This window comes from Deltaproteobacteria bacterium PRO3 (assembly GCA_030263375.1).
GTDB lineage: Bacteria > UBA10199 > UBA10199 > DSSB01 > DSSB01 > DSSB01.
This window is the reverse complement of the sequence record SZOV01000046.1, coordinates 1-26,003: the sequence shown is the minus strand read 5'-3', so window position 1 is coordinate 26,003 and position 26,003 is coordinate 1. Positions and strand designations below refer to the sequence as shown.

The 26,003-nt window shown below is 62.5% G+C and carries 23 protein-coding genes; 17 read left to right on the top strand and 6 right to left on the bottom strand.

What is annotated here, in order from left to right; translation table 11 throughout:
• The 4 genes from pnp to FBR05_08710 form a co-directional block, all read left to right on the top strand.
• The coding region (gene pnp, locus FBR05_08725) for a polyribonucleotide nucleotidyltransferase (protein ID MDL1872278.1) at positions 1 to 1,275 on the top strand (1,275 nt) is incomplete at its 5' end.
• Positions 1,250 to 1,699, top strand: a complete 450-nt coding sequence (locus FBR05_08720) for a dUTP diphosphatase (protein MDL1872277.1) — start codon at positions 1,250 to 1,252, stop codon at positions 1,697 to 1,699. The genes pnp and FBR05_08720, both read left to right, overlap by 26 nt.
• Before the next feature lie 47 nt (positions 1,700 to 1,746).
• Entirely contained in the window at positions 1,747 to 2,088 is a 342-nt protein-coding gene (locus tag FBR05_08715; GenBank protein ID MDL1872276.1) for a cytidine deaminase, read from the top strand.
• 9 nt (positions 2,089 to 2,097) lie between these two features.
• On the top strand, positions 2,098 to 2,778 hold the full coding sequence (locus tag FBR05_08710; protein ID MDL1872275.1) for a tetratricopeptide repeat protein: 681 nt from the start codon (positions 2,098 to 2,100) through the stop codon (positions 2,776 to 2,778).
• A 13-nt stretch (positions 2,779 to 2,791) separates the two neighbouring features.
• Here the strand turns inward: FBR05_08710 and FBR05_08705 are convergent, their stop codons facing one another.
• Complete coding sequence (locus FBR05_08705) at positions 2,792 to 4,921, bottom strand: hypothetical protein (GenBank protein ID MDL1872274.1); 2,130 nt, start codon at positions 4,919 to 4,921, stop codon at positions 2,792 to 2,794.
• Between the two features lie 157 nt (positions 4,922 to 5,078).
• On the opposite strand from FBR05_08705, the gene FBR05_08700 reads away from it, so the two are divergent.
• A complete protein-coding gene (locus FBR05_08700) occupies positions 5,079 to 6,071 on the top strand; it encodes a hypothetical protein (protein ID MDL1872273.1) in 993 nt (330 codons plus the stop codon).
• A 51-nt stretch (positions 6,072 to 6,122) separates the two neighbouring features.
• Here FBR05_08700 and FBR05_08695 read toward each other — a convergent pair whose 3' ends face one another.
• Positions 6,123 to 7,373, bottom strand: a complete 1,251-nt coding sequence (locus FBR05_08695; protein MDL1872272.1) for a phospholipid carrier-dependent glycosyltransferase — start codon at positions 7,371 to 7,373, stop codon at positions 6,123 to 6,125.
• 108 nt (positions 7,374 to 7,481) lie between these two features.
• On the opposite strand from FBR05_08695, the gene FBR05_08690 reads away from it, so the two are divergent.
• From FBR05_08690 to hflX, 5 genes are all read left to right on the top strand, one after another.
• Positions 7,482 to 8,690: a hypothetical protein gene (locus FBR05_08690; protein MDL1872271.1), complete on the top strand. Its 1,209-nt coding sequence runs from the start codon at positions 7,482 to 7,484 to the stop codon at positions 8,688 to 8,690.
• A 127-nt stretch (positions 8,691 to 8,817) separates the two neighbouring features.
• Positions 8,818 to 10,278, top strand: a complete 1,461-nt coding sequence (gene guaB / locus FBR05_08685; protein ID MDL1872270.1) for an IMP dehydrogenase — start codon at positions 8,818 to 8,820, stop codon at positions 10,276 to 10,278.
• A gap of 16 nt (positions 10,279 to 10,294) precedes the next feature.
• On the top strand, positions 10,295 to 11,827 hold the full coding sequence (gene guaA / locus FBR05_08680; GenBank protein MDL1872269.1) for a glutamine-hydrolyzing GMP synthase: 1,533 nt from the start codon (positions 10,295 to 10,297) through the stop codon (positions 11,825 to 11,827).
• Positions 11,818 to 15,423, top strand: coding sequence for a DNA polymerase III subunit alpha (gene dnaE / locus FBR05_08675; GenBank protein ID MDL1872268.1), 3,606 nt, complete (start codon positions 11,818 to 11,820; stop codon positions 15,421 to 15,423). The genes guaA and dnaE overlap by 10 nt, the downstream gene beginning before the upstream one ends.
• A 112-nt stretch (positions 15,424 to 15,535) precedes the next feature.
• On the top strand, positions 15,536 to 16,843 hold the full coding sequence (gene hflX, locus FBR05_08670; GenBank protein MDL1872267.1) for a GTPase HflX: 1,308 nt from the start codon (positions 15,536 to 15,538) through the stop codon (positions 16,841 to 16,843).
• A gap of 79 nt (positions 16,844 to 16,922) precedes the next feature.
• On the opposite strand, the gene FBR05_08665 is transcribed toward hflX, so the two are convergent.
• Positions 16,923 to 17,624 carry a hypothetical protein gene (locus FBR05_08665; GenBank protein MDL1872266.1) on the bottom strand — a complete coding sequence of 234 codons (702 nt, stop codon included), beginning with the start codon at positions 17,622 to 17,624 and terminating at the stop codon, positions 16,923 to 16,925.
• A gap of 162 nt (positions 17,625 to 17,786) precedes the next feature.
• On the opposite strand from FBR05_08665, the gene FBR05_08660 reads away from it, so the two are divergent.
• Genes FBR05_08660 through FBR05_08645 form a run of 4 tightly spaced genes read left to right on the top strand, consistent with a single transcriptional unit; the run spans position 17,787 to position 20,637 of the window.
• Positions 17,787 to 18,410, top strand: a complete 624-nt coding sequence (locus FBR05_08660; GenBank protein ID MDL1872265.1) for a CDP-alcohol phosphatidyltransferase family protein — start codon at positions 17,787 to 17,789, stop codon at positions 18,408 to 18,410.
• Positions 18,367 to 19,458, top strand: a complete 1,092-nt coding sequence (locus FBR05_08655) for a hypothetical protein (GenBank protein ID MDL1872264.1) — start codon at positions 18,367 to 18,369, stop codon at positions 19,456 to 19,458. The genes FBR05_08660 and FBR05_08655 overlap by 44 nt, the downstream gene beginning before the upstream one ends.
• A 6-nt stretch (positions 19,459 to 19,464) precedes the next feature.
• The gene (lipB, locus tag FBR05_08650; protein MDL1872263.1) at positions 19,465 to 20,142 is read left to right on the top strand and encodes a lipoyl(octanoyl) transferase LipB; all 678 of its coding nucleotides are present in this window, start codon (positions 19,465 to 19,467) and stop codon (positions 20,140 to 20,142) included.
• 42 nt (positions 20,143 to 20,184) lie between these two features.
• Positions 20,185 to 20,637: a hypothetical protein gene (locus tag FBR05_08645; protein MDL1872262.1), complete on the top strand. Its 453-nt coding sequence runs from the start codon at positions 20,185 to 20,187 to the stop codon at positions 20,635 to 20,637.
• Between the two features lie 204 nt (positions 20,638 to 20,841).
• Here FBR05_08645 and FBR05_08640 read toward each other — a convergent pair whose 3' ends face one another.
• Both FBR05_08640 and FBR05_08635 read right to left on the bottom strand, forming a co-directional pair.
• Complete coding sequence (locus tag FBR05_08640) at positions 20,842 to 22,833, bottom strand: (Fe-S)-binding protein (GenBank protein ID MDL1872261.1); 1,992 nt, start codon at positions 22,831 to 22,833, stop codon at positions 20,842 to 20,844.
• A gap of 74 nt (positions 22,834 to 22,907) precedes the next feature.
• A complete protein-coding gene (locus FBR05_08635) occupies positions 22,908 to 23,093 on the bottom strand; it encodes a hypothetical protein (protein MDL1872260.1) in 186 nt (61 codons plus the stop codon).
• 175 nt (positions 23,094 to 23,268) lie between these two features.
• Between FBR05_08635 and FBR05_08630 the strand changes: the two genes are divergently transcribed.
• The 3 genes from FBR05_08630 to FBR05_08620 are packed head-to-tail and all read left to right on the top strand — an operon-like array spanning position 23,269 to position 25,119.
• Positions 23,269 to 23,898: a LemA family protein gene (locus FBR05_08630; protein ID MDL1872259.1), complete on the top strand. Its 630-nt coding sequence runs from the start codon at positions 23,269 to 23,271 to the stop codon at positions 23,896 to 23,898.
• Complete coding sequence (locus FBR05_08625; protein ID MDL1872258.1) at positions 23,895 to 24,671, top strand: hypothetical protein; 777 nt, start codon at positions 23,895 to 23,897, stop codon at positions 24,669 to 24,671. The genes FBR05_08630 and FBR05_08625 overlap by 4 nt, the downstream gene beginning before the upstream one ends.
• A 4-nt stretch (positions 24,672 to 24,675) precedes the next feature.
• Positions 24,676 to 25,119, top strand: coding sequence for a TPM domain-containing protein (locus FBR05_08620; GenBank protein ID MDL1872257.1), 444 nt, complete (start codon positions 24,676 to 24,678; stop codon positions 25,117 to 25,119).
• Here the strand turns inward: FBR05_08620 and FBR05_08615 are convergent.
• A complete protein-coding gene (locus FBR05_08615; protein ID MDL1872256.1) occupies positions 25,106 to 25,597 on the bottom strand; it encodes a hypothetical protein in 492 nt (163 codons plus the stop codon). The genes FBR05_08620 and FBR05_08615 overlap by 14 nt on opposite strands.
• Positions 25,598 to 26,003: the final 406 nt, after the last annotated feature.

Below are 26,003 nucleotides of genomic sequence, written 5' to 3'. Positions count from 1 at the left end.
GAGATGAAAGTCTCGGCGTATTTCGGCGAGCTCGAGTCCGAGATTCTGCGTAAGCAGATCGCCACGCAAAAGCAGCGCATCGACGGCCGCGGCCTGACCGACATCCGGCCCATCACCATCGAGACGGGGCTGCTGCCCCGGGCCCACGGCTCGGCGCTCTTCACCCGCGGCGAGACCCAGGCCCTGGTCACCGCCACCCTGGGTACTTCCGAAGACATCCAGATCATCGACACCCTGCTCGAAGAGGGCACCAAGCACTTCATGCTGCATTATAACTTTCCGCCCTTTTCGGTCGGCGAGACCAAGCCGCTGCGCAGCCCCGGCCGCCGCGAGATCGGCCACGGCGCCTTGGCCGAGCGCTCGGTGACCAAGGTGCTGCCCGACGAGGAGCAATTTCCCTACGTCATCCGCATCGTCTCTGAGATCCTCGAATCCAACGGCTCCTCCTCGATGGCCAGCGTCTGCGGCTCCTCGCTGGCGATGATGGACGCGGGCGTTCCGATCCGCGCCGCCGTCGCGGGCATCGCGATGGGACTGATCAAGGAAGACGACCAGTACCTGGTGCTCTCCGACATCCTGGGCGACGAGGACCACCTGGGCGACATGGACTTCAAGGTCGCCGGCACCTCCAAGGGCATCACCGCCCTGCAGATGGACATCAAGATCGAGGGACTACCCCCGCAGGTCATGGAGCAGGCCCTCGAGCAGGCGCGCCAAGGCCGCATTCACATCCTGGGCGAAATGGCCAAGGCCCTGGACGCCCCGCGGCCCAACCTCTCGCCTTACGCCCCGCGCATCGTCCAGATCCAGATCAACAAAGAGAAGATCCGCGACATCATCGGTCCGGGCGGCAAGGTGATCCGCGGCATCGTCGAACAGACCGGCGCCAAGATCGACGTCGAGGACGACGGCTCCGTCAAGATCTTCAGCAACAACGAGGCCTCGCTGACCAAGGCCAAGCGCATGATCGAGGCGATCGTCGAAGAGCCGATCGAGGGCCGCGTCTACCGCGGCAAGGTCCGCAAGATCGTCGAGTTCGGCGCCTTTGTCGAGATCATCCCCGGCACCGACGGGCTGCTGCACATCTCGCAGCTCGCCGACAAGCGGGTCAACCGGGTTACCGACGTGATCCAGGAAGGCGACGAGATCATCGTGAAATGCCTCCGCGTCGAGCCCAACGGCAAGATCGGGCTCAGCCTGCGCGAGGCGAAGGGCCTGCGTCCCGACGCCGAGGGCGGAGGAAGACTGGATGAGCCCCCTCCCAATCAAAATTAAGCGGCTGACCGAGGTCTCCGGCTTTTCGCCCCCGGCCTACATGAGCGACGGGGCGGCGGGCATGGACCTCTGCGCGGCCCTCGAGAAGCCCCTGCAGATCAAGCCCCTCGAGCGGGCCCTGGTGCCCTGTGGATTCTCTATGGAGCTGCCGGAGGGCTACGAGGCCCAAGTCCGCCCCCGATCGGGCCTGGCGATCCGCCATGGGCTTACCTGCCTCAATTCCCCCGGCACCATCGACCACGACTACCGCGGCGAGGTGAAGGTGATCCTGATCAACCTGGGTCAGGAGCCCTTCGAGATCCGCTCGGGGGACCGCATCGCCCAGATGGTGATCCATCGGGTGGAACGCGCGGAGATCGAACTCGTCGAGGAGCTCAATGCCAGCGCGCGCGGCGCCGGGGGCTTCGGGAGCACCGGCCATTGAACGCGAAACCGGAACATCTCGAACTGTCGCAGGCTGCCGAGGCGGCCATGGAGCGGGCCTACGCGCCTTACTCCGGCTACCACGTCGGCGCGGCGCTCCGGACCCGCGACGGCAAGATCTATTCCGGCTGCAACATCGAAAACTCCAGCTTCGGCGCGACGGTCTGCGCCGAGCGGGTGGCCGTCTTCAAGGCGGTCAGCGAGGGGGAGGGCGGCTTCGCGGCGATCGCAGTGGTCTCCCGCGACGACCCGCGCGTCCTGCCCTGCGGCATCTGCCGCCAGGTGCTTTGGGAACTGGCCGGTGACGTCGACGTCGTCGTCGGCCGCGCTTCTTCGGTTGAAGTCCTGAAGCTTTCCAGTCTATACCCGGACCCGTTCAAAAAATCCTAGAGGTACGCCGTGGCGCAATACAACCGTCCCCCTAAATCCAAGGCCCCCAAGCCCGACGAGTTCGTCTCCTTCTTCGACCACGTCGTTCGCTATTTTCTGGTTCATCAAAAAAAGTTTTACGTCTTGATCGGCGCGGTCCTGCTGGGTTTCGGCGGCTACGCCCTCCAGCGCTACTGGGTCGGGAAGAAGATGCACGACCTGGCCCTCGACTACCTGAAGGCCGAGCAGGCCCAGGGGGCCGAGGCGACGGGCGCCTGGGAAGCCCTGGCGAAGCAAGACCCGCCCAAGCCCCTGCGCGACGTGGTCGCCCTTCAGCTGGGCGGTGCCCTGGCCGCCCAAGCGCAGTGGGAGCCCTCAGCCCAGTCCTTCCAAAAGGGTGCCGAGTCGAAGTCCTTCGTCCTGTATTCGGTGGCGCGACTCGCCCAAGGGGTGGCCCTCGAGAACGCGAAAAAATACTCCGAGGCCTTGACCGTCTACCAGGAGATCGCCGACCTGAAGGACGACCCCTTCCGCTACCGCGGCAAGCTGGGCATGGCGCGGATCTATCTGGCCATGGGCCAACCCACCGAGGCGGAGAACATCCTCTTGCAGATGCTGGTGAAGACCTCCGACGCCCCCGCGCCCGTCAAGGGTGCGGCCTTGAGCCAACTGGTCGCGATGAAGGCGAAGCAGGCGCCGGAGACGAATTAGGCATCTCGCCCGATCACGGAAAATTTTGCGTTGGGTTGGTCTCCGATGCCACCCCCGGCACCTCCCGGTGTACCTTGAAGATCCTCGCCTGCGTCTTGGGATTCTTTCCGAAGGTCTCGAGCAGCTCGAAGTGCGGGTTGTCCTGATAGCGCCCCCAGGGTCCCCACTTGGCGGTGATAAGATAATAATCGCCCGGGTTGTTCCGCACGTACTCCACCACCTTGTCGGGATTGCGCGGCAAAATGGGAGTGTTCAGCTTGAACTTCTCCATCGCGACCCGCACCTCCACCCGTGCGTAATCGCTGATCACGACGTTGCGCAGCGTGAGGCTGCGCAAATAATCCCCCGTGTACCAGTTGGCGATGAGCTTGGCGTCCTTGGGCGCGTGCTTATTGATCCAGTCCGCCGCCGCGTATTCCTCCTGCGTGCAATTCAGGATCCAGCCGCCCCAGGTGGTGCCGTCGCGGTTGACGACCAGGGCCAGCAGGGTCGCCAGGACCAAGCCCGCCAACCGCTTGCGATCCTGTCGGGCGAGGGCCAGGATCACCCGCCAGACGAAATAGGCGAACATGCAGGAGAGGCTCAGGCTGATCGGCAGCAAGTAACGGTAGTACTTGGAGGTGAAAGAGATGAAGCCGAAAGGGATGAGAAAGAGGATCAGGAAAAAGAAGGCGTAGGAGAGGAAGAAGAACATCGTCCCTTCGTCGACGCGGCGCCGCCGCTCGCGGCCGTTCCAGAAGATCCAGAAGGAACCGGCGAAGGCGCCGCCTACGGCCAGGGAATCCAAGAACACCTTGGTGCCCAGGTTGTTCAGGCCCAGGGCGCCGAAGAAGCTCCCCGTCCAGCCGCCCGCCAGGTTGAAAAAGCCCAGGTTGCGGAAGATCTCCCGCGAAAAGGTCTCCCAGCCGGCGCGCAGCTTCTCGACGACGGTGGGATTTTGTCCCATCGCCTTGAGGATGCCTTCGGTGCCGGCCTTGCCGGTGGCCAGCGCGCCCGTGAAGAGCGGCGTGGCGAGGAATTTCCAGTTCCAGACCAGCAGGCAGGCGAGGAAGATCCCGCCGGCGATAAGGTTGCCGTAGATCCAGCGCGGGTCGCGGGTCTTCCAAAAGACGTAGCCGGCGTGGACGGCGAAGAAGGGGACGACGAAGACGGCGGGCACGGGATTGATGAAGGCCAGGGCGCTGAAGAAGACGCCGAACCAGACGAAGTCGCCCCAGATCCGGCTTTGGGCGGCCCAAAGGTAGAAGAGCAAGGCGGGGGCCAGCATCGGGATGGCGTAGGCCTCGGAGAAGCCGGCGTTGGTGCGCAGGATGTGGACGGGCGAGGCCCCCCAAAGCGCCGCGGCGATCAGGCCCAGGAAGGTGGCGACGGTCTCGGCCCGCAGGTGCGGCGGCGCGGGCCCCTTCTTCTTGGCCTTCGGGGGAGGCCCCAGGTCCTGCTGGACGATGGCCCTGAGCCCGAGCTTGGTGAAGAGATACAGAGACAGGGCGCTCAAGGCGCCGAAGACCTGAGCCCCCCAAGCCCAGAGCGCCCAGGCCGAGAAGGGCCCGGAGACCCCGATGACGCCCGCCAAGATATAGCAGCCCTGCAGCTCGAAGATCGGCACCTCGCCGACCAGATAGGGATCGAATTTCGAGAGCTGCCCCGTCTGGATCAGTGCCTCGGTGCGGATGTGGTGCCGGTAGGGGTCGGCGTCGAGCAGCTTGTCCGGCCACTTCAGGCCGTTTTGCAGCCGAATATTGAGGCTGAAGAAGAAGATCAGGGCCAGGGTGCCCAGGAGAAGGATTTCTTTGAGGGCGCGTCCCGCTAGGGGAGGGCGGGCTTCGTCCTTGTCTTCCGACTCGGACTCCTCGAAGCCGGTTTGCAGATGCTTGCGGCGCCGGTAGACCTCGACGCCGGCCCCCGCGGCGAGGATCAGGGCGAAGACGCCCCAGACCGTGACTTCCGTGAGCGGCAGTCCGAAGAGTCCTTGGGCGAGAAGAAAAAAGAGCGTGTAGAAGGCGACCCCGGTGAGCAGGGAGAGCAGGATGCGGTCGGTCCAAGAGTGGATCTCGCGAATCGCTCGCGGTGCGAGGCGAAAGAGGCTCAGGCCCGTCAGGGTGAAGAGCAAGATGGTCTTGAGGCAGGCGAAGGCGATGGCCATGAACCAGGTTTTTATAAGTTATTCGCGAAGGCGTCCAAGGGTATTTCGCTGGGTTTCAGAGTGCTAAATACTTGACAACCATCCGGATTCCCCTCAAAACGCTGAGAAGACCTAGGACAATTCCTTGATATCATCAAATTTAAGGACGGAGGTTTTCATGGGTGGAACGATCACTAAAAAATTAATCCGACGCGGGGCCCTCTTGTTGGGCCTCGGCCTGGGGATCGCCGGTTTCGCAGGGGAGGCCCAAGCCCAAGGCTGTGTCAACACACCGGGTTTTTGCCAATTACAGTTCAACCTGCCGGATTGCTACGTTTGCGACGAGACGATCAATGACTGCGTCCCCGACGACAGCTTTTGTAACGGGATCTCCGGCGGCAACGAGGACAATCAATGCCGCGCCGGAGAATGCTTGGTGGTCACCTTCCAAGACCCGAACAACCCTTCCGGCTGCGATTACTCCCTTGACACCGGCGGCAGCGTCGATTGCCGTAATTGCATTCCGCAGGGTCTTGCCACCCTCGAAAACTGCGGCAACGGCATCTGCGAACCTGACGAGGGTGAGGCCTGCGACACTTGCGCGGTCGATTGTCTTCTTCCGGGATTTCCGGCCGGTACCTGTCCTTTGACCTCCGGCACCGTCATCGCGGACGCCTGCTCGGCGCCGCCTCCGGGCATCGTCTTCGACGGTCCGCCGTACAATGAGCCTTTCTCCCAAGATTGCGAAGACGGGGACCTCTGTACGGACAACGCCTGCTCGGCGGCGGCCGCCGTATGCACCGTGACGCCCAAATCTTGTTCGCAAGATACCGCCGACTTCTGCTGTGCCGGCGGATGCCAGGCGCCTCCGGCTGGCCTGACCTGCGCCGAGGCTGATGCTCAAGGGATTTTGCCTCGGGTGGAATGCGATATCGATTGCTACATCCCCGAGCAATGCATCCCGACCCCGTCTCCGACCCCGCCGCCGGTCTTCGCCGGCTGCCTTGAGGGCGGCGGCGGCTGGGGCGAGAAGAACGGCCCCGGTTGCGGCGGAGCGGCCTGCGCGCTCAATCCCGCGGCCTCTGCGGTGCCCGGCCTAGGCCTGGCGTTTTCCCTGGCGGGCCTGTTCGGATTCGGCGCCTACCGCAATCTGCGCCGGCGTCGCGATTAGTACCGGTTCTTCGCTATTGAAACCCCGTCTCGCTCGCGAGGCGGGGTTTTTTTATGGCTGTTCCGGGGGAAGGGCCTTGCCCATCGCGCCCACCGCATCGAAGGCCTGGCGGCTCATGGGCCTGCCTTGCAGATAGGGGAGATAATTCCAAAAAACCAGGAAGGAACCTAAAAAGAAACAGGCGAAGTCGATCAGCAAGATGCGCCGGTAACGCGCCTCGAAGCGCTCGAAGAGGTCCGCGATGCCCACGCCCATAAGGATGTAGAGGAAAGGCAGGATGAGGACCATATACTGCAGAAAGGTGTTCGGTTTGAAGGCGTAGAGCGCGAATTGGATCAAGACCAGGGCGGCGACGGCCCAGACCTCGGGGCTGCGGCGCCGGCGCAAGACCGCATAGAGCGTCAAAAGCTCCGCGCCGATCCAGAGCACCAGGTTGCCGGTACCCAAGACCGCTTGGATTTGCCCCCCTTCGAGCTGCTTCCAAAAGTACCACAGGGGTTGGCCCACGTAGAGCCATTCGTACCAACGGCTGCTCATGTTGGCCGCGCCGCGGTGGTATTGATGGAAGTCCAGGTTGTAGAGCCAGAGGCGCCAAGTCTCGGCGGGGCTGTAGCCCAGGAGGGCGTGGGACCCGCAATAGATAGCCACCGGGAGGAGAAAGCCTGCGCCGATTCCATGCAGAAAGGACTTCCAGTTTTTTTCGCCACGCCGCAGGCGATCGGCGGCCAGGGCCCAGAAAACCGGGGCCAGCACCAGGGCCAGCATCTTGGTCGCCAAGGCCAGGCCCAAGCAGAGGCCCGTCAGGTAGAGCCAGGACAGGGAGATCTTGGGGCCTTTCCAAAAACGCAGGGCGGCGTAGGTCGCCGCCAACAAGAAGAGCAGGAGGGGTGGGTCCAGCATCCCCAGGCGAAAATGCAGGTACAAGAGCGGGTCTAGGAACCAGAGGGCGCCGACGAAGGCGGCCACGCCCTTTCTTCCCGTGAGCTCCCGCGTGAGGAGCACGACGAGGACGCCGCTCAGGGCGCCTGCCAGGGCGGAGAAGAAGCGCCAGCCCTGCGGCTGGTCGCCCCACAAACCCATGCCGAGGACGAGGATCTGCTTTCCGAGGGGCGGGTGCTCCGGATTGGGATAGGGCTTGGCCAGGTCCTGATAGGCCCGGGCCGCGTTGACGTAGATCCTTTCGTCCCAATACGGCTGCTCCGCCAGGCCGACCTGATGGAAAAAATAGAGGAAATAGCCCAGGCCCAGCAGGGCCAGCAGCAGGGCCGGGGGGACGGCGGGGCGCTTTTTTCGGGGGCTCATTGCTAAGTAATTAAAATCTTGACCTTTTTTGGTCAAATCTTTATTTTAGGCGGGTTCACCTGGGGCTGGATTCGATCGAAACCACAATCGAAACGCGGAGGATCCAAGATGTCGAGATATATCCATAAAAATAAACGGACCTTGGGCGGCTTGATATTGCCGCTCTTTTTTCTATTGGCGCTAGGCATCCTTAGCATCGGAGCCTTTCCCGGCTGGATCAAGCCGGTCTATAGCTTACCGGGAGATCTATGCGACACCGGTGCACCCTGCGACAGCGGCCCCTTGGCGACCGCCTGCAACGTCTGCAATGGCGAGTTTTGTACCCTTGACCCGAATCAAGAGTTTCGCTGTGCCATCGACAACGGCGGGGGGCCTAATTTCGACCCGGCCGCCACGCCCAATCCCGCCTGTCCTTTGGGAGACCCGACCCAACCGGGCTGCTGGACCACTTGTCAAGAGATCCTCGACGTCAATGGCAATCCGGGATTTTGCGAAACTCCCAGTTGCTCCCCTAACGATGATTTTTGCAATAATATTACCGGCGGAAGACCCGGCGATCTGAACGAATGCCGTGCCGGCGTCTGTCTGCCGATCAGCACCCCCGATCCCGCCAATCCCAGCGGTTGCGATTACAGCCTGACGCCGGATGCCAGCCTGGATTGCCGAAACTGCATCCCCGATGGTTTGGCTACGCTTGAAAATTGCGGCAACGGCATCTGCGAGCCCGACGAGGGCGAGGGCTGTGACACCTGCTCGATCGACTGCCGCACTCCCGGCTACGACGGCGCTTGCTTGACCGACCAAGCTCAATTGGACGCCATTTGCTTGGATGCCCCCGGTATCGTTTTTCCCGGGCCTCCCTATCCAAACACCAATCAACTACCGGGCGAGGTTTGCGAGGACGGCAATCTTTGCACCACCAATGTGTGCAGCACCGGTACCCCGATTCCTTTCGGTGTCTGTATTGTCACGGAACTGGGCTGCGAGCCCGACGCCGACTTCTGCTGCCCGGCGGGCTGTGCGGCCCCCACCGGCGATTCCTGCCGTGAGGTGACGGGCGCACCGATCCCGGGCTGCGATCCCGACTGCTACGTCCCCGAGCAGTGCGTCCCGACGCCGTCCCCGACTCCTCCTCCGGTCTTCGCCGGTTGTCTCCAAGGCAGCGGCGGCTGGGGCGAGAAGGGCGGCCCGGGTTGCGGCGGCTACGCCTGCTCGCTGAACACCGCGGCCTCGGTCCCCAGCCACGGACTGGCGCTTGCCATGCTCGCTTCGCTGGGAGGTCTGGCCTTCCTGAGCTTTCGTAAACGTCACGGCTAAAGGCCGTTGAACCCTTTCCAACCCCGCCTCGGTCGCTCGAGGCGGGGTTTTTTTTGTCTCGGAGTCGCGGGCCTCAGGCGCCGACAAAACTATTGACCTGGGCCCCATTGTTCACTAATACCCCGGCATGTTGGACAAAATCACCGAGTTGGCCCTTACCTTCGACGACGTTTTGCTGCTGCCGGGTAAGAGCGAAGTCCTGCCCAGGGACGTCGACACCAAGACTCGGCTCACAAAATCCCTCGAACTGAATATCCCGCTCGTCTCCGCCGCGATGGACTCCGTCACGATGTCGCGCACCGCGATCGTCATGGCCCAGTGCGGGGGAATCGGCATTATCCACAAAAACATGTCCGTCGCCGACCAGGCCCTCGAGGTCGAGCGGGTCAAAAAATCCGAAAGCGGGATGATCCTCAACCCCATCACCCTCTCGCCCGACGAAAAACTCAGCGCCGCGATCGAGCTGATGGACCAGAATAATATCTCGGGCGTCCCGGTCACCGAGGGAAAGAAGCTCGTCGGCATCCTCACCAACCGCGACATCCGCTTCGAGAAAAACCTCAACCAGCCGGTCGCCAACCTCATGACTAAGAAGCTGGTCACCGTCTCCGAGAAGGTCACGCTGGAAGAGGCGAAGGAGCTGCTGCACAAGAACCGCATCGAAAAGCTCCTGGTGACTGACGCTAACGGCGACCTGAAGGGCTTGATCACGATCAAGGACATCGAGAAGACCGAGAAGAACCCCCTGGCGGTCAAGGATTCGCTGGGCCGTCTCCTGGTGGGGGCCGCGATCGGCATCGGTCCCGAGTCGTTGACCCGCGCCGAGGCCTTGGTCAAGGCCGGCGTCGACGTCCTGATCATCGACACCGCCCACGGCCACTCCAAGGGCGTGATCGAGGCGGCCAAGGCGGTGAAGGCGAAATTCCCCAAGACGCCGCTTGTCGCCGGCAACATCGCGACCGAGCAGGCCGTGCAAGACCTGGCGAAGACCGGCGTCGACGGCCTCAAGGTCGGCATCGGGCCCGGCAGCATCTGCACGACGCGGATGGTGGCGGGCGTCGGCGTGCCGCAGCTGACGGCCATCCTGCGCTGCGCGAAGGCCGCCAAAGAGTTCGACCTGCCGCTCATCGCCGACGGCGGCATCAAATACAGCGGCGATCTCACCAAGGCGCTGGCGGCGGGCGCCTCCAGCGTCATGATCGGCAGCCTCTTCGCGGGCACCGACGAGTCGCCCGGCGAGCTGGTGCTGTACCAGGGGCGCAGCTTCAAGGTGTATCGCGGCATGGGCTCGGTGAGCGCGATGCTGCAGGGGAGCAGCGACCGCTATTTCCAAGACGACAAGCGTTCCACCGGCAAGTTCGTTCCCGAGGGCATCGAAGGCATGGTGCCCTCGCGCGGCCCCTTGGCCGACAACGTCTACCAGCTGGTCGGGGGCCTGCGCTCGGGCATGGGATATACGGGCTGCGCGACCTTGAAGGAGCTTCGCGAGCGGGCGAAGTTCGTCCAGATCACCAGCTCGGGGTTGAAAGAATCGCACGTGCACGACGTGGTCATCACTAAAGAGGCCCCGAATTATCATATGGATTAAGGTCGGTGCTGGAACTATGGACAAGGTTTTAATCTTAGACTACGGCTCCCAATACACCCAGCTCATCGCCCGCCGCATCCGCGAGCAAAACGTCTACTCCGAGATACAGCCCTTCAACTACGGCCTCGACAAGATCCGGGCCTTCGCGCCGAAGGCCATCGTCCTCTCCGGCGGGCCGGCCAGCGTGCTGGGCAAGGACGCCCCGGGGCTGGACCTCAAGATCCTCGAGTTGGGCGTGCCGATCTTGGGGATCTGCTACGGCATTCAGCTTTTGGCCCATCACCTGGGCGGCAAGGTGACGCCATCCAGCAAGCGCGAGTACGGTCGCGCCACCTTCGAGGCAGACGCGGCTTCACCCTTGTTCCGCGGCGTCAAGGCCAAGAGCGTCGTCTGGATGAGCCATGGCGACAGCCTCGAGAAGATCCCCGCGGGCTTCCACAAGATCGGCGAGAGCGACAACACGCCGTTCTGCGCGATCGCCAACCCTGAGAAGAAGATCTACGGGGTCCAATTCCACCCCGAGGTCGTCCACACGGAAGAGGGGGTCCAGATCCTGCACAACTTCCTCTTTCACATCGCCGGGCTCAAGGCCGACTGGAACATGGCGGCCTTCCTCCAGACCGAGAAAGAAAAGATCCGCGTCCAGGTAGGGAAGGGGAAGGTGATCTGCGGCCTCTCCGGCGGCGTCGACTCGACGGTGGCCGCGCTCCTGATCCACGAGGCGGTGGGCGACCAGCTCGAGTGCATCTTCATCAACAACGGTCTGCTGCGCAAGGACGAGGCCCAGAAGGTGCAGGACACCTTCCGCGAGCACTTCAAGATCAAGCTCCATTACGTGGACGCGAGCGAGCGTTTCTTGAGCCGCCTTAAGGGCGTGACCGATCCCGAGCAGAAGCGCAAGATCATCGGGAACGAGTTCATCTACGTCTTCGAGGAGATGGCCAAGAAAATCCAGGACGCCAAGTTCCTGGCCCAGGGCACCCTCTATCCCGACGTCATCGAGTCGGTCTCCTTCAAGGGGCCCAGCGCCACGATCAAGAGTCACCACAACGTCGGCGGCCTCCCCGAGCGCATGGGCCTGGCCCTGGTCGAGCCACTCCGCGAGCTGTTCAAAGACGAGGTCCGCGAGCTGGGCGCCCAGATGGGCATGCCCAAGGCCCTGACGCACCGCCAGCCCTTTCCGGGACCCGGCCTGGCTATCCGCATCCTGGGCGAGGTGACGCCCGAGGCCATCCGCCTGTTGCAGGAGGCCGACGACATCCTCGTCTCCGAGATCAAGTCCGCCGATTGGTACTACAAGGTGTGGCAGTCCTTCGCGGTGCTGCTGCCCATCAAGACGGTCGGCGTGATGGGCGACGAGCGCACCTACGAGAACGTTTTGGCGATCCGCTGCGTGAGCAGCGTCGACGGCATGACGGCCGATTGGGTGCCGCTGCCTCCCGATCTTTTGGGGCGCATCTCCAACCGCATCATCAACGAGGTGAGGGGAATCAACCGCGTGGTCTACGACATCTCCTCCAAACCGCCGGCGACCATTGAATGGGAGTAAACGTGGATTTCGTCCATCTCCACGTCCATTCGCAGTATTCCCTGCTGGAGGGGGCCATCACCCTCGAGGCCCTCTGCGAGCGGGTCCGCGAACTCGGGATGAAGGCCTGCGCCCTGACCGACGCGGGCAATATGTTCGGCGCCCTCGAGTTCTACGAAAAGGCCAAGGCCGCCGGGATCAAGCCGGTCTTCGGGGCTGAGGTCTACTACCTGACCGGCGGCGGCATCGAGACCCGCGACGTCAAGCGCAAGGACCACTTCCTCGCCAACCTGATTCTCCTGGTCCAAAACAAGACCGGCTACCAAAACCTCTGCCGCCTGCTCAGCATCGCCCATCTCGAGGGTTTTTATTACAAACCCCGCCTCGACAAGGACATCCTCCGGAAACATTCCGAGGGCCTGATCGCCCTCTCCGGGACCATGCACGGCGAGATCCACCGCCGCCTCTCCAAAAACGAGGTCGAGCAGGCCAAGGAGGCGGTCGCCTACCTCCAAGAGACCTTTCCGGATCGCTTCTATCTCGAGCTGCAGGACCACGGCCTGGCCTTGGAGAAGAAGGTCCAAGACATGGTCCTGCCCTTCGCCAAGGAACACGGGGTCCCCTTGGTCGCGACCAACGACTGCAAGTACCTCAAGAAAGAGGACCACGTCGCCCACCTGGCCCTCCAGTGCATCCAGAGCGGGCGGACCCTCCAGGAAGAGGAGGAGCGGGCCGAATTTTTAAGCGAGCAGCGTTATTTGAAGAGCCCGAAAGAGATTGAGCAAAGCTTTAAATCTACTCCAGAAGCTATTGAAAATACTGTTAAAATAGCCGAACAATGCGACTACGCCTTTAACGACAAGAACTACTATTTTCCCAAGTACGCGCCGCCCGAGGGTGAGGACCTAGACGCTTATCTGAAACGCCGCGCTTATGAAGGGCTTGAAGAGCGCTGGAAAGAGATCGCGCCAAAAATCCAAAAGGAGTTCGAGCTCCGCGATTCGACTTCCAACGGGTGGCCGGGCGGGGGCCCCCCGCCGCCCGCAGCTTGCGAGGACGGTGAGGGTGCAGCCCGGACAGGACCCGTTGGAAGTCGAATCGCGGAGTTCGCACCGAACAGTCCGACAGCGCTCGAATCCGCCAAGCAGGCCTATCTCGAGCGCCTGAAGATCGAATTAGACATCATCGTCCCGATGGGCTTCTCCGGCTACTTCCTGATCGTCTCCGACTTCATCACCTACGCCAAGGACCAGAAGATCCCCGTGGGGCCGGGCCGCGGCTCGGCGGCGGGGTCCTTGGTGGCCTATTGCCTGAAGATTACCGACATCGATCCGATCCCCTACGACCTGCTCTTCGAGCGCTTCCTCAACCCTGAGCGCATCAGCATGCCGGATATGGACATCGACTTCTGCATGAACCGGCGAGACGAGGTCATCAAATACGTCCGCGGCAAATACGGCCACGTCTCGCAGATCATCACCTTCGGGAAGATGAAGGCCAAGGCGGTGCTCCGCGACGTCGGGCGCGTCCTCGACATGCCCTACGGCGACGTCGACAAGATCGCCAAGCTGGTGCCCAACACCCTCAACATCACCCTGGAGGAGGCACTCAAGCAGGAGCCGCGCCTGCAGGAAATGGAGAAGTCGGACGCCCAGGTGAAGCGGCTGATGCAGATCGCCCGCTCCCTCGAGGGCCTGACCCGGCACGCCTCGATGCACGCCGCCGGGGTCGTCATCGCCGACCGGCCGCTCACCGAGTTCTGTCCCCTCTACAAGGGACCGGACAACGAAGTCATCACCCAGTTCGACATGAAGGGCGTCGAAAAGATTGGCCTGGTGAAGTTCGACTTCCTGGGCCTGAAGACGCTGACGGTCCTCGAGGTCGCGGTCAAGATCGTCAAGCGCACCCGCGGCATCGACCTTAAGTTGAACGAGATCCCGCTCGACGACCCCAAGGTCTACCAAAGCCTCTGCGAGGGCGACGGACTGGGGATCTTCCAGCTCGAATCCAGCGGCATGCGCGACCTCTTGGTGCGGCTGAAGCCCAACTGCTTCGAGGACATCATCGCCCTGGTGGCCCTCTACCGCCCGGGTCCGCTGGGCAGCGGCATGGTGGACGACTTTATCAACCGCAAGCACGGCAGGACCGAGATCACCTACGAGCTCCCCCAGCTCGAGCCCATCCTCAAGCCGACCTACGGCGTCATCGTCTACCAGGAGCAGGTCATGCAGATCGCCAGCGCCCTGGCCAACTACAGCCTGGGCGAAGCCGACCTGCTGCGCCGCGCGATGGGCAAGAAAAAGCCCGAGGAGATGGCCAAGCAGCGCGAGCGCTTCCTCGAGGGCGCCAAGGCCAACAAGATCCCGCCCAAAAAGGCCGAGAAGATCTTCGACCTGATGGCCAAGTTCGCCGAGTACGGTTTCAACAAGTCGCACAGCGCGGCCTACGCCCTGGTCAGCTACCAGACGGCCTATCTCAAGACGCATTTCCCGACCGAGTACATGGCCAGCCTGCTGACCCACGAAATGACCAACACCGACAAGATCCTGGTGTACATCAATGACTGTCGCGACCGCGGGATCAAGATCCTGCCGCCCGACGTCAACGCCAGCTTCCGGTATTTCTCCGTGGAAAAGGAAAACGAGATCCGCTTCGGCTTGGCCGCGGTCAAGGGGGTCGGCGAGGCGGCGATCGATTCGATCATGGAGGTGCGGGAGGCGGGCGGTCCATTCGCGACGATCTTTGATTTCTGCGCCCGTGTCGACCTGCGGCGGGTCAACAAGAAGGTCCTCGAGTCGCTGATCAAGTGCGGGGCTTTCGACGGGATGGGCGTCGCGCGGTCGCGGCTCTTCGCGGGGCTGGACTTGGCGATGGACTGGGGCAATTCCCGCCGCGACGACGCGAAGAGCGGCCAGAGCAGCATGTTCGAGCTCTTGCCGGTCCAAGAGTCGGTGCCGTCGCTTCCCGAGATCGCCGAGTGGCCGGAAGGGGAAAAACTCGCCTTCGAGAAGGAGGCCCTGGGCTTCTACATCACCGGGCACCCGCTGCGCCGCTTCAAGGACCAGATCCAGCGCCTGGCCTCCTTCGACACCCAGACCTGCTCGAAGGCGGTGGACAAGGGCGAAGTCGGACTTTGCGGGATGGTCGTCTCGCTCAAGGAGATCATGACGAAGAAGGGGGCGCGGATGGCCTTCATCACGCTCGAGGACCTGGTGGGCACCATCGAGTGCGTGGTGTTCAGCGACCTCTACGCCCAGGCCTCCACCTTGCTGAAGTCCGACGCGCCGATCTTCGTGAAGGGCAACGTCGACCACAACGACGAGAGCACCAAGATCCTGGCGAGGGAGATCGTTTCGCTCGAAAAGATGCGCCTGCAGAAGACCAAGGCAGTGCACCTGACCGTCCGCCAGGATCTCTTGACCAAGGAGTCTCTCGAGGAGTTCAAGCACCTGCTGGGGAAGTTTCCCGGGCGCCTGCCGACCTACCTCCACCTGATCGGACCCCAGGAAAAGGAGACGGTCTTGGCCCTGCCGCCGGACCTCGAGGTCGAGCTGAGCGAGCATTTCATCTCGGAGGTCGAGAAGATGTTCGGCGCCTCATCGGTGCTTTTGCAGTAGGGGCGAACCTTGTGTTCGCCCCCACAGACCTATTGTAATCTTTTCGAAAATCATTATTATTGAAGCCAGATCGTGACGAAAGGAGGACCCCACTTCATTGGATAAAAGAAAAATGCCCGCCGAACGGGCCATCCTCGTCGGCATCCGCCATCCTCGGGAATCGTCCCTGGACGCCCGGGAATCCCTCTTCGAGCTCGAGCGCCTCGTCCATACCGCGGGCGCCGTCGTCGTCGCGACCACCCAACAAGAAATCAAAAAAATCGAACCTTCGTCCTATGTCGGCAAGGGCAAGTTGGAGGAGATCGCCGCCCTCATCGCCCAGACCCAGGCCGACACCGTCGTCTTCGACGAGGACCTCACCCCCGGCCAAAACCGCAACCTCGAAAAGGCCTTCCGCTGCAAGGTGGTCGACCGCACCGGCCTGATCCTCGACATCTTCGCCCAGCACGCCAAATCCAAAGAGGGCAAGCTCCAGGTCGAGCTGGCGCAGTGCATTTACTTCATGCCCCGCCTGGTCGGGCAGTGGGAGCACTTTGGCCGTTTGGGCGGCGGGATCGGCACCCGCGGTCCCGGCGAAACCCAGCTCGAAGTCGACCGCCGCCGCGTTCGCGAACGCATCTCGCGGATCAAGCAGCAGTTGGAAAAAGTTGAAACGGCGCGCCACCTGCACCGGAACAAGCGGGAAGGCGTCCCGATCCCGACGGTCGCCATGGTCGGCTACACCAACGCCGGCAAATCGACCCTGATGAACCAGCTGACTCAGGCCGGCGTCCTGGTCGAGGACAAGCTCTTCGCGACCCTCGACCCGACGGTGCGCCGGCTGAAGCTGCCGGCGGGCCGCCAGGTATTGCTCTCCGACACCGTCGGCTTCATCCGCAAGCTGCCGCACGCGCTGGTCGAGGCCTTCAAGGCGACCTTCGAGGAGGTCCGGGCCGCCGACCTGCTGCTGCACGTGATCGACTCCAGCTATCCGACCTGGCGCCAGCAAAAGGAGGTCGTCGAGTCGGTTTTGGAGGAACTGGGGCTCAAGGATAAGCCGATGATCGAGGTCTACAATAAGATCGACCTCCTGGGCGCCTCCGCCGCCAACGGTGACGGGGTGCGCATCTCGGCGCGCACGGGGCAGGGGGTTCTCGATCTGTTGAACCAAATCGAGGACAAGCTGCACGTCGACTTTCGCACCTTCCGGATCAAGGTCCCTTACGCCAAGGGCGACTTTTTGGAATGGCTCTATCGCGTCGGCGAGGTGCAGGGCAGGGAAGACGAGGAAGACGGCGTCTGGATGCAGGTGGCCTTGAGCCCCGACGACGCCGGGCGTCTGCGCAAAGAGCGGTCGATCCGGATGCAAGTCCTTCGCAGACCCTCCTCGAGGGCTAAAGGCCCGCAGTTGAGGGCGGCAACAGCCGCCTCTCCCATGTAGGGGCGAACACAAGGTTTGCCAAAAAAAAACCCCGTCTCGGCAACCCGAGACGGGGTTTTCAATTTTATAACCCGGAAATTTAGTCCGTGATGTTCTGCGTGCGCTTCGCCAGCTCGACCGCGCAATCGTGGATCATGTCCGCGATCGCCTTGCCGGCCGGGGACTTGTAGAAGAAGTCGCCGCCGAAGCCGACGCCGCTGCCGGCGCCCGCGCCGAGCACGCCGATGTCGAATTTATTCTTGGAGACCTCGGTGGAGGCCAAGACCTCGCTGGTCGAGGAGTCGTACATCCGGCAGGTCATGCGGATGTTGGTCGACTTGGGAGCCACGGCGCCGAGGCCGAAGCCGCCCTTGCCGAAGCCCATGCCGCCGAAGCTGCCGCCGATGTTGTCCTTGGAGACGCCGGTCAAGGCGAATTGTACCAGGCGGGAGGCGAGGGTGACGTTGCCGCCCTTGGCCGCCTTTTGGCCCTTGCGGGCGCGGCCGCTGCCTTGCAAGAACTGCTCGCGCTCGTAGCCTTCGCCCACGCCGTAACCGCCGCGCTCGACGACCCGGAAACAACCCGAGTTGGTCAGCTCGTTGACGACGACGTCACGGGCATTGCCGGCGAATTCATCCCAACCGATGTAGATATTTTCGGTGCGGAATTGATCCACGGCGACCGTCGGGCGGTTGACGCAAGCGGGATATTCCTTCTTCTTGGCCTCCGCCGAACCCGAAAGGCCGGCGACGGAACCCACCGCGACGACCAAGGCCGAAGCCGTTAAAAACCACTTTTTCATATTTGGAGCCTCCTTAAAGGATTGAAAAAACTGGGCGAAAACTAACAGAAGGCCCGGCACTGTCAAGGCCTTTTGGTTTGACCTATCCCCGGAACTTCTTTAATCATTCATTTAGGCCCCGGCGTAGAGACCTAAGCACGGCACCCCTGGTTAAATTCGCCCATGCAAATCTTCAACCTTCCCAATTCCCTGACGCTGCTCCGCATCCTCTTGGTCCCCGTATTTACGTACTTCTTTTTGAAGGGGGAATACCGCATTGCGTTAATCACCTTCGTCGTCACGGGCTTGACCGACGTGGTGGACGGCTTCCTGGCCCGCCTGCTGCGCAAGAAGACCACGATCGGGGCGGTCCTGGACCCGGCGGCGGACAAGCTCTTGATGCTGGTCACCTTCATCGTCCTGGCGATGCGGGACCTGGTGCCGCCCTGGCTCAGCGCCCTGGTGATTCTCCGGGACCTTTGGATCGTAGTGGGGACCTGGATCCTAAAGCACCTGAAAAAGAAGCTCTATTTCCAGCCGACCCGGCTGAGCAAGCTGAACACCTTTTTTCAGCTCTTCACCATATTTTTGGCCTTCCTCTTGACCTTTATCCGGGCGGAGCAGCCCGCCTTCCTCCTGCCTTACGAAGCTTGGGTCGCCAGCGCGCTGCGTTACGTAATTTACCTCTGCGCGGGCATGACAGTCGCCTCGGGGATCCAGTACACTAGGATCGGTATTCATATTTTGCGCAAGGGCCGCGAGTATGCCGATCTTCCCCTTAAAAAAGATCAAGCTGGTCGTCAGTGACTTCCACTTGGGCAAGGGGCGCCACCTGTCGGACGGGACGCCCAACCTCCTCGAGGATTTCACGGCCGACCGGCAATTCATGGAGTTCTTGGACTACCATAGGACGGGCGCCTACAAGCGGGCGGAGGTCGAGCTCATCATCAACGGCGACTTTTTCAATCTGCTCCAGGTCGATTACCGCGACAAGTTCACCGACGTGATCACCGAGTCGGACGCCCTGCACAAGACGATGAGCATCCTGAAGGGGCACCCCGAGCTCTTCGACAAGCTCGCCGAGTTTTCCCGCGAGCCCCACCACTCGGTGACCTTCATCCTGGGCAACCACGACCCGGGGCTCCTTTGGGAGGGGGTGCAGGAGACGATCCGCTGGCGCCTCGGCGGCCAGGTGCGCTTCGTGATGGAGGCCTACTACTACGAGGGCGTCCACATCGAGCACGGCAATCAGTACCTGGCCGACAACCGCTACGACCGGAGGCATTACTTCCTCTCGAAAAACCTGCCCGAGCCGATCATCAACCTCCCGTTCGGGAGTTTTTTTCTGATCCACTATTTGAACGAGATCAAGAAGGAGCGGCCCTACATCGACAAGGTCTACCCCTTCCGGATGTACCGGCGCTGGGCCCTAATCCACGACACCTGGTTCGCGATCCGCAGCGCCCTCAAGGTCGCGGTATGGTTCTTCAAGTTCATCCTCACGCCCAATCCCGCGCGGCACCTGACGGCCCGGCAGGTCCTGCGCATCCTGCGCGAGACCACGGTCCACCCCAAGCTGCACAAGGAGGCCAAACGCATCCTGCTGACACACAAGAACTGCCGGATCGTGATCTTCGGCCACACCCACCAGCACGTCTACATGCGTTTCGCCCCCGGCAAGGAGTACTTCAACACCGGCACATGGAACGAGAAGATCAGCCTGGAGGTCGGCAGCCTGGGCCGGATCCTGCGCCTGACCTTCGTCCAGATCGACTTCGACCGCGACAATGTCCCGCACGGAAGCTTGAAGGAATGGAAGGGGCATACTAACGTGGTGGAGGAGCTGGTTTTCTAATTGCCTATGCCGCCGTCCCGTCCCATCGAATTCGAATCCCTCGGTCTCAGGCCCTTCGCCGAGGTGTTGGGCTACCAAAAGGAGCTGCGCCAACGGCGCCAGGCGGGCGAGATCGCCGACCGGGTGCTCTTTGTCGAGCATCCGCGGGTGATCACCCGCGGCCGGCGCCCGGCCGACGAGGACTTTCGCGTGCCGGTCGAACGCCTGCGCGAGGCGGGCTTTCAGGTGGAGGACGCGGGGCGGGGTGGGAAGCTGACCTACCACGGGCCCGGCCAGCTGGTGGCCTACTTTATCGTCTCGCTGCGGGAACGGCGCTGGGGCATCCCGGAGTTCGTCCGCAGGATCGAGGGCGCGATCCTTCAATGCCTGGCCGAGTATGGTATCGCCGGCGAGCGCCGCGCGGAGTACCCCGGCGTCTGGGTGGCTGGCCGCAAGATCGCCTCGATTGGGCTGAGCGTCGACCGCGGCGTCAGCATGAACGGCATCGCCCTCAACGTCGACCCGTGCCTCGAGGACTTCGAGACGATCATCCCTTGCGGCATCCCCGGCTGTGAGATGACCTCTATCCGCAGGGAGACAAACCAAAGCCCAGCGCTGGAGGAAGTCTCGCGCCTCTTGGCCGAGCACATTAGCGATGCCTTTGCCGAGGAGGCCCATGGGAAGGCCGCGCCGAGCAACCTCTAGATTCGCCCCCCGATAATGATTTCAGGTTAAGAGGGGGCTCTCATGTCAAAACCGGTCTGCTCGGCCAATTCGGCCGTCGAATCCGATAAACTAAGCAAAATCCAAGAGATGGCCGAACGTGCCTTCACCGAGGCCAAGCCAGTCCAAGACAAGGAAATCCTGTCCGAGAAGGAGCTGAAGGCCCGCGAGGCGGCGGTCTGCAAGGCGGTCGGCGGGGATTGCCTCCGCCTGCACCATTACGCGGAGCGGGTGGCCAACGCCCTGATCCCGCCGACGGGCCTGCAGGTGCGCACCGAGGCCAATATCGTCCGCCTCTTCGCCAGCAAGCGGATCAGCGCCAAAGAGATCGCCGGCATCGTCAAGCTGGCGGAGGATCGCGACCGGATCACCGCCTTCCGCGAGGCGGCGCAGGCGATGTTCCTCAAGGCCGGGCTCTTCTATTACGATCACGTGCCTTATCAAGGTGCGGTGATGTGTTTCATGCCCAAAAAATAAAAAAAGCGAAGGAATAAAAGCCTTCACCGTTCACTATTCATAAAAATATAAATAAATGCGAAATTCGGGATAGCCTTGAATGGGTGGCCGGGCGGGGGCCCCCCGCCGCGCGGAGCTTGCGAGCACGGTGGGGGTGCAGACCGGACAGGACCCATTCAAGGCTATCCCGAATTTCGCGTACCGCAATAAAAGGGGATGTTCGCCTCAGTTGAGGGATTCCGCGACGATCTCGGCGACGTCCTTCGTCTTGATCTCGATGTGCTTGTCGCGCGCGGCGTCCGTGATCATGGTCATGCAGAAGGGGCAGGCGGCCGCGATGGTCTGCGGCTGCACGGTCATGAGGTCGTCGAGGCGCTTGTGGTTGACGCGTTCGCCCAGGCGCTCTTCCATCCACATGCGCCCGCCGCCGGCGCCGCAGCAGCGGCCCTGCGACTTGGAGAGCTCGGCGTCCGCGTATTGCACGCCGGGGATCTTCTTCAAGACGTCGCGCGGCTGCTCGTAGATGTCGTTATAGCGGCCCAGGTAGCAGCTGTCGTGGTAGGTGACCTTCTCCTCGAGGTTCTTCACCGGCTTGATGCGGCCCTGCTCGATCAGGCGATTGATGAAGTCGGTGTGGTGGACCACCTCGTAGTGGCCGCCGAACTGCGGGTATTCGTTTTTGATCGTGTTGAAGCAGTGCGGGCACTGGGCCAGGACCGTCTTGAACTTGTAGCGGCCCATGGTCTCGACGTTCTGCTTGGCCAGGGTCTGGAAGAGATACTCGTTGCCGATGCGCCGCGCCGGGTCGCCGGTGCAGGTCTCCTCGGGGCCGAGGATGGCGAATTCGATCTTGGCCTCCTGCAGGATCTTGACCACCGCGGTGCTGACCTTCTTGTTGCGGTCGTCGAAGGAGCCCGCGCAGCCCACCCAGTACAGCACCTCGACCTCGGGCTTCTCGGCCAGGGTGGGCACGCCCAGGCCCTTGGCCCAGTTGGCGCGCTCGTCGAAGCCGATGCCCCAGGGGTTGCCGTTGTTCTCGATGTTGCGCAGCGTGGCCTGGGCTTCGGCGGGAAACTCGCCCCGCATCAGCACCAGGTGGCGGCGCATGTCGACGATCTTCTGGACGTACTCGATGAAGACGGGGCAGGCCTCCTCGCAGGCGCGGCAGGTGGTGCAGCTCCACAGGATCTCGCTGTCGATGACCTGTGGCACCAGCGACTGGCCGAGGACCTCGGCTTTTTGCTCCTCGTTGCCGTTGACGATCTTGTCGGAGTGGTGGACCAGGAAGTCCTTCATCTCGATCAGAAACTGCTTGGGGTTGAGCGGCTTGTCGGTGTTGTAGGCCGGACATTGCGAGGTGCAGCGCCCGCACTCGGTGCAGGTGTACATGTCCATCACGTCCTTCCAGCTGAACTCGTTGATCTTGTCGATGCCGAAGGTGGTGATGTTTTCGTCTTCCAGATTGATCGGATTGAGCGCGCCGTAGGGCTTGAGGTTGCGCATGAAGACGTTGGGCAGCGCCGTGATGATGTGGAAGTGCTTTCCGTAGGGGAGGAAATTCAAAAAGCCCAAAACCAGCGCCAGGTGGATGAAATAAGAGCTGATGCTGACGGCGTGGGTGGTGCCGGGTTGCCAGCCGAAGGAGGTGATGACCTTGGCCGCGACGGTGCCGACCGGGGCCCAAAGCGGGTCGGGGTGGTGGTTGCCCAGGGCGATCTGACCGCCGTCGTAGAGCCACTCGGTGATCATCAGGCTCATGATCGTGAAGAGGATGGCCCAGCCCTCCGCCGAAATGGAGATGCGGTCGGGCATGGTGATGAAGCGGCGAATCAGGAAGTAGATGCAGCCGCCGAAGACCAGCACCGTGAAGATGTCTTTGTTGAGGTTGTAGAAGTTGCCCAAGGCCCCGCCAAAGCCGGGGAGGTGGAAGTCCGGGTCGAAGCCCTGGCCGAAGAGGGTGACGGTGCGGATGGAGAGGACGCAGAAGCCCCAGAAGATGAAGGCGTGCCAGAGGCCCGACCAGAACTCCCGCTTGCGGTTCATCATGCGCTTCTGACCGAAGGCGTAGACGAAGAGGGCCTTGACGCGGTCGGTGAGCTTCTCGAAGCGCCAGTCCTTGCCCTTGGCCATGCGGATCAGGGCGATGCGGTTGTTCATGGTGTAGGCGAAGGCGGCCATACCGACGAGCAGAAGCAGGCCTACGGCAACGGGATACATGAATTCATCCTCCTGGACAACGATGGTGACGACCCGATTAAGGGTCAAAACATTTGAAATTTAAAGAGGTTTTTCTAACCCTGGACGTCCCGGTCCATGACTGTCTTCCGGCCCTCGCCCTTGGCGTTTTGGATAGCCTGATCCAGGGTGCGCGTGATGAGGGCGGTGAGGGCGTCCATGGTGCTGGCCGAGGTGTTCATATCGGCCTTGTCCTTGATGTACTTTTTGATTTTCGAAGCAACCACCAACACTTCCGCCATAGCAGCCTCCTGGTAAAGGGTGAAAAAAACTGGGGCTGCTTTAAGACGAAGCTGCCTTGAAATCAAGCATTAGGTCGGGTCCGGCCGAGAAATTTATCCCGGCTCCGACAGTCGATCGGGATTCCGCTTGGCCCCCGGCGAGGACTCTTGGTACATAACGCCCACGGAGGGACCCATGAAGAAATTTCTGGTCTTTTTACTGGTGGTCGGCGGCATCGCGGCCTTGGCCGCAATGTGGTTCGTCCGCACCCGCAACCAACTGGTCACCCTGGACGAACAGGTGAAGACCGCCTGGTCCCAGGTCGAGAACGTCTACCAGCGGCGGCTCGATCTCATCCCCAACCTGGTCGCCACCGTGAAGGGCGTGGCCAATTTTGAGCAGGAGACCTTGCAAAAGGTGGTCGAGGCCCGGTCCCAGGCCACGCAAATATCCCCGCAGGCCTTGCAAGGGGCGATCAACGACCCGGCGGCCTTCGAGAAGTTCCAAGCCGCGCAGGGGGCGCTTTCCTCGGCCCTTTCCCGGCTGCTCGTCGTCGTCGAGCGCTATCCCGAGCTCAAGGCCAATCAAAATTTCCTCGAGCTCCAGGCCCAGCTGGAGGGCACCGAAAACCGCATTGCCGTCGAGCGCCGCCGCTTCAACGAGGTGGCCCAGGGCTACAACACGGCGATCCGCCGCTTTCCCGAGTCGCTCGTCGCCTCGCTGAGCGGCTTCGCGGCGCGGCCTTACTTTCAGGCGGATCCGGGCGCCGCGCAGGCGCCCAAGGTCGACTTCTCGAAGCCCGTCCCGGCGGGGAGCGGTCCTTGATCCATCCCCTGCGCCGAATTTTGATCGCCGCTTGGGCCCTGATCGGGCTGGCGGTGCCTGTCTCGGGAGACGCGGCCGTCGCGATCCCCGCCGTCCCCGACCACTACGTCAACGACGCCGCGGGGCTATTGAGTCCGGCCGCGCACGACGCCCTCGAGGAGAAGCTCGCCCAGTTCGAGCGCGACACCTCCAATCAGATCCTGGTCGCGACCTTCCCCGACCTGCAGGGCGAGTCGATCGAGGATTTTTCCATCCGCCTGGCCGAAAAATGGAAGCCCGGGCAATCCGGGCGCGACAACGGCGCCATCCTCGTCGTGTCGAAGGGGGACCGCAAGGTGCGGATCGAGGTCGGCTACGGACTGGAGGGCGCCATCCCCGACGCGACGGCCAAGACGATCCTGCAACGCGAGATCCTGCCGGCCTTCAAGCAAGGCGACTTCGAGGGCGGGATCCGGGCCGGCGTCGAGGCCATCCTCAAGGCCTCCGCGGGCGAATACAAGGGCCTGCCCACCCGCGAGTCCTACTGGCCGGTGCTGATATTTTTCGCCGCGGTCGTCCTTTTCTTGATATTCTTCTTTATCCTCTTCGCCCGCTCGCAATCTTACGGCCTGTACCGTGCGGGCGCCTACCGTTACGGCGGTTTGGGCGGCGGCTCCTGGGGTGGTTCCGGCGGGGGCTGGAGCGGAGGGTCCTCCAGCTCGGGCAGCTCGAGCGGCGGCTTCAGCAGCGGCGGCGGGAGTTTCGGAGGCGGCGGCGCCTCGGGAAGTTGGTGACGGCATGAGCGCAAACGATCCCAAGCATTTCTTCACCCCGGAGCAGCAGGAGACGCTGATTAAGGCGATCCGCGAGGCGGAACGCAACAGCTCGGGCGAGATCCGCATTCACGTGATCCGTTCCAGCTCGGAAGACCTCTTGAGCAAGGGGCAGCGGCTCTTCGAGAAGCTGGGCATGACGAAGACGCGCGACCGCAACGGCATCTTGTTCCTGTTGGAATTGTCCCACCGCCGCTTCGCGATCCTGGGAGACAAGGGGATTCATCAAAAAGTGCCGGCGGAGTTTTGGGAAGAGATCCGCGCCGCGCTCTTCGAGCATTTTCATCAGGGGCGCTTTGTCGAGGGATTATGCGCGGGCATCGCGCGCTGCGGGGAGAAGCTCAAGGCCTTCTATCCCTGGCAGAGCGACGACCGCAACGAGGTCGCCGACGAGATCACTTCAGAGTGAGCGTGACGCCGTCGACCTTGGCGCTCAATTCACCCAGATAATGCATGGCGGATTGGCCAGCCCCCGTGGCGACGAGGGTGGTCTTTTGTCCCTGGGAGGGGACGATGAGGCTGAAGAATCCGGGAGCGGGGACGGAGGTCGCGGCCAGCGGGGCCTTGCCTTCGACCGGGCAGTAGCCCTCGGCGCAGGCCTCGGCCTGGCGCACCTCGAGGGTGATGGCGCCGCCGGCGTAGCCGGGGGCCTTCACGACGCCTTGGATCATGACTTGGGTGGTCGCTTTGGGCTCGTCGGTGACGATGTTGGAATCGTTCGTCGCGGCGCCGCCGTCTTGGACGTGAAAGCGCAGGGAGGAGCGGGACCAGAAGTCGTTGTATTCTTTTTGCTGTTCCGGCGTCATCTCGGAAGAGCCGCCGCAGGCCGTGAGGGACAGGCTGAACGCCAGGATCGCCGCGAGGGCGAGAGAACGGAAAATACCCATAAATTCACTCCCATTTAACCCCAACCGATCAAGATATCGGCGGAATTGCTGAAAAGTTGCTTAGAAGAGCTTGGGTTTTGACTCAGCGCAGCGGAGGGTGGGGCCGGTCCAGCGAGAGGTCGGCGTCGGCGATCTCCGGCGCCTCGCTTAAGGGCGAGAGGTGGGCGACGCGGACCCGGCCGTCGGGGCCCTGCAGCGTCGCGATGATCATCAGGTCGACGGCGCTCTGCGGGAGCTCGAGGGAGTAGGGCCCGGGCGCGGCCAGCTTCTGTTCGGCGACGGCGGGCTCGCCTAGGATGGGGCAGCGGCCGTACTGACAAGGCACCGAGCGTCGGGCCTCGACCTTGAGCTCGCCGCCCGAGAAATTTTTGTATTTGACCGTGCCGCTGACCAGGGTGGGGCGGCC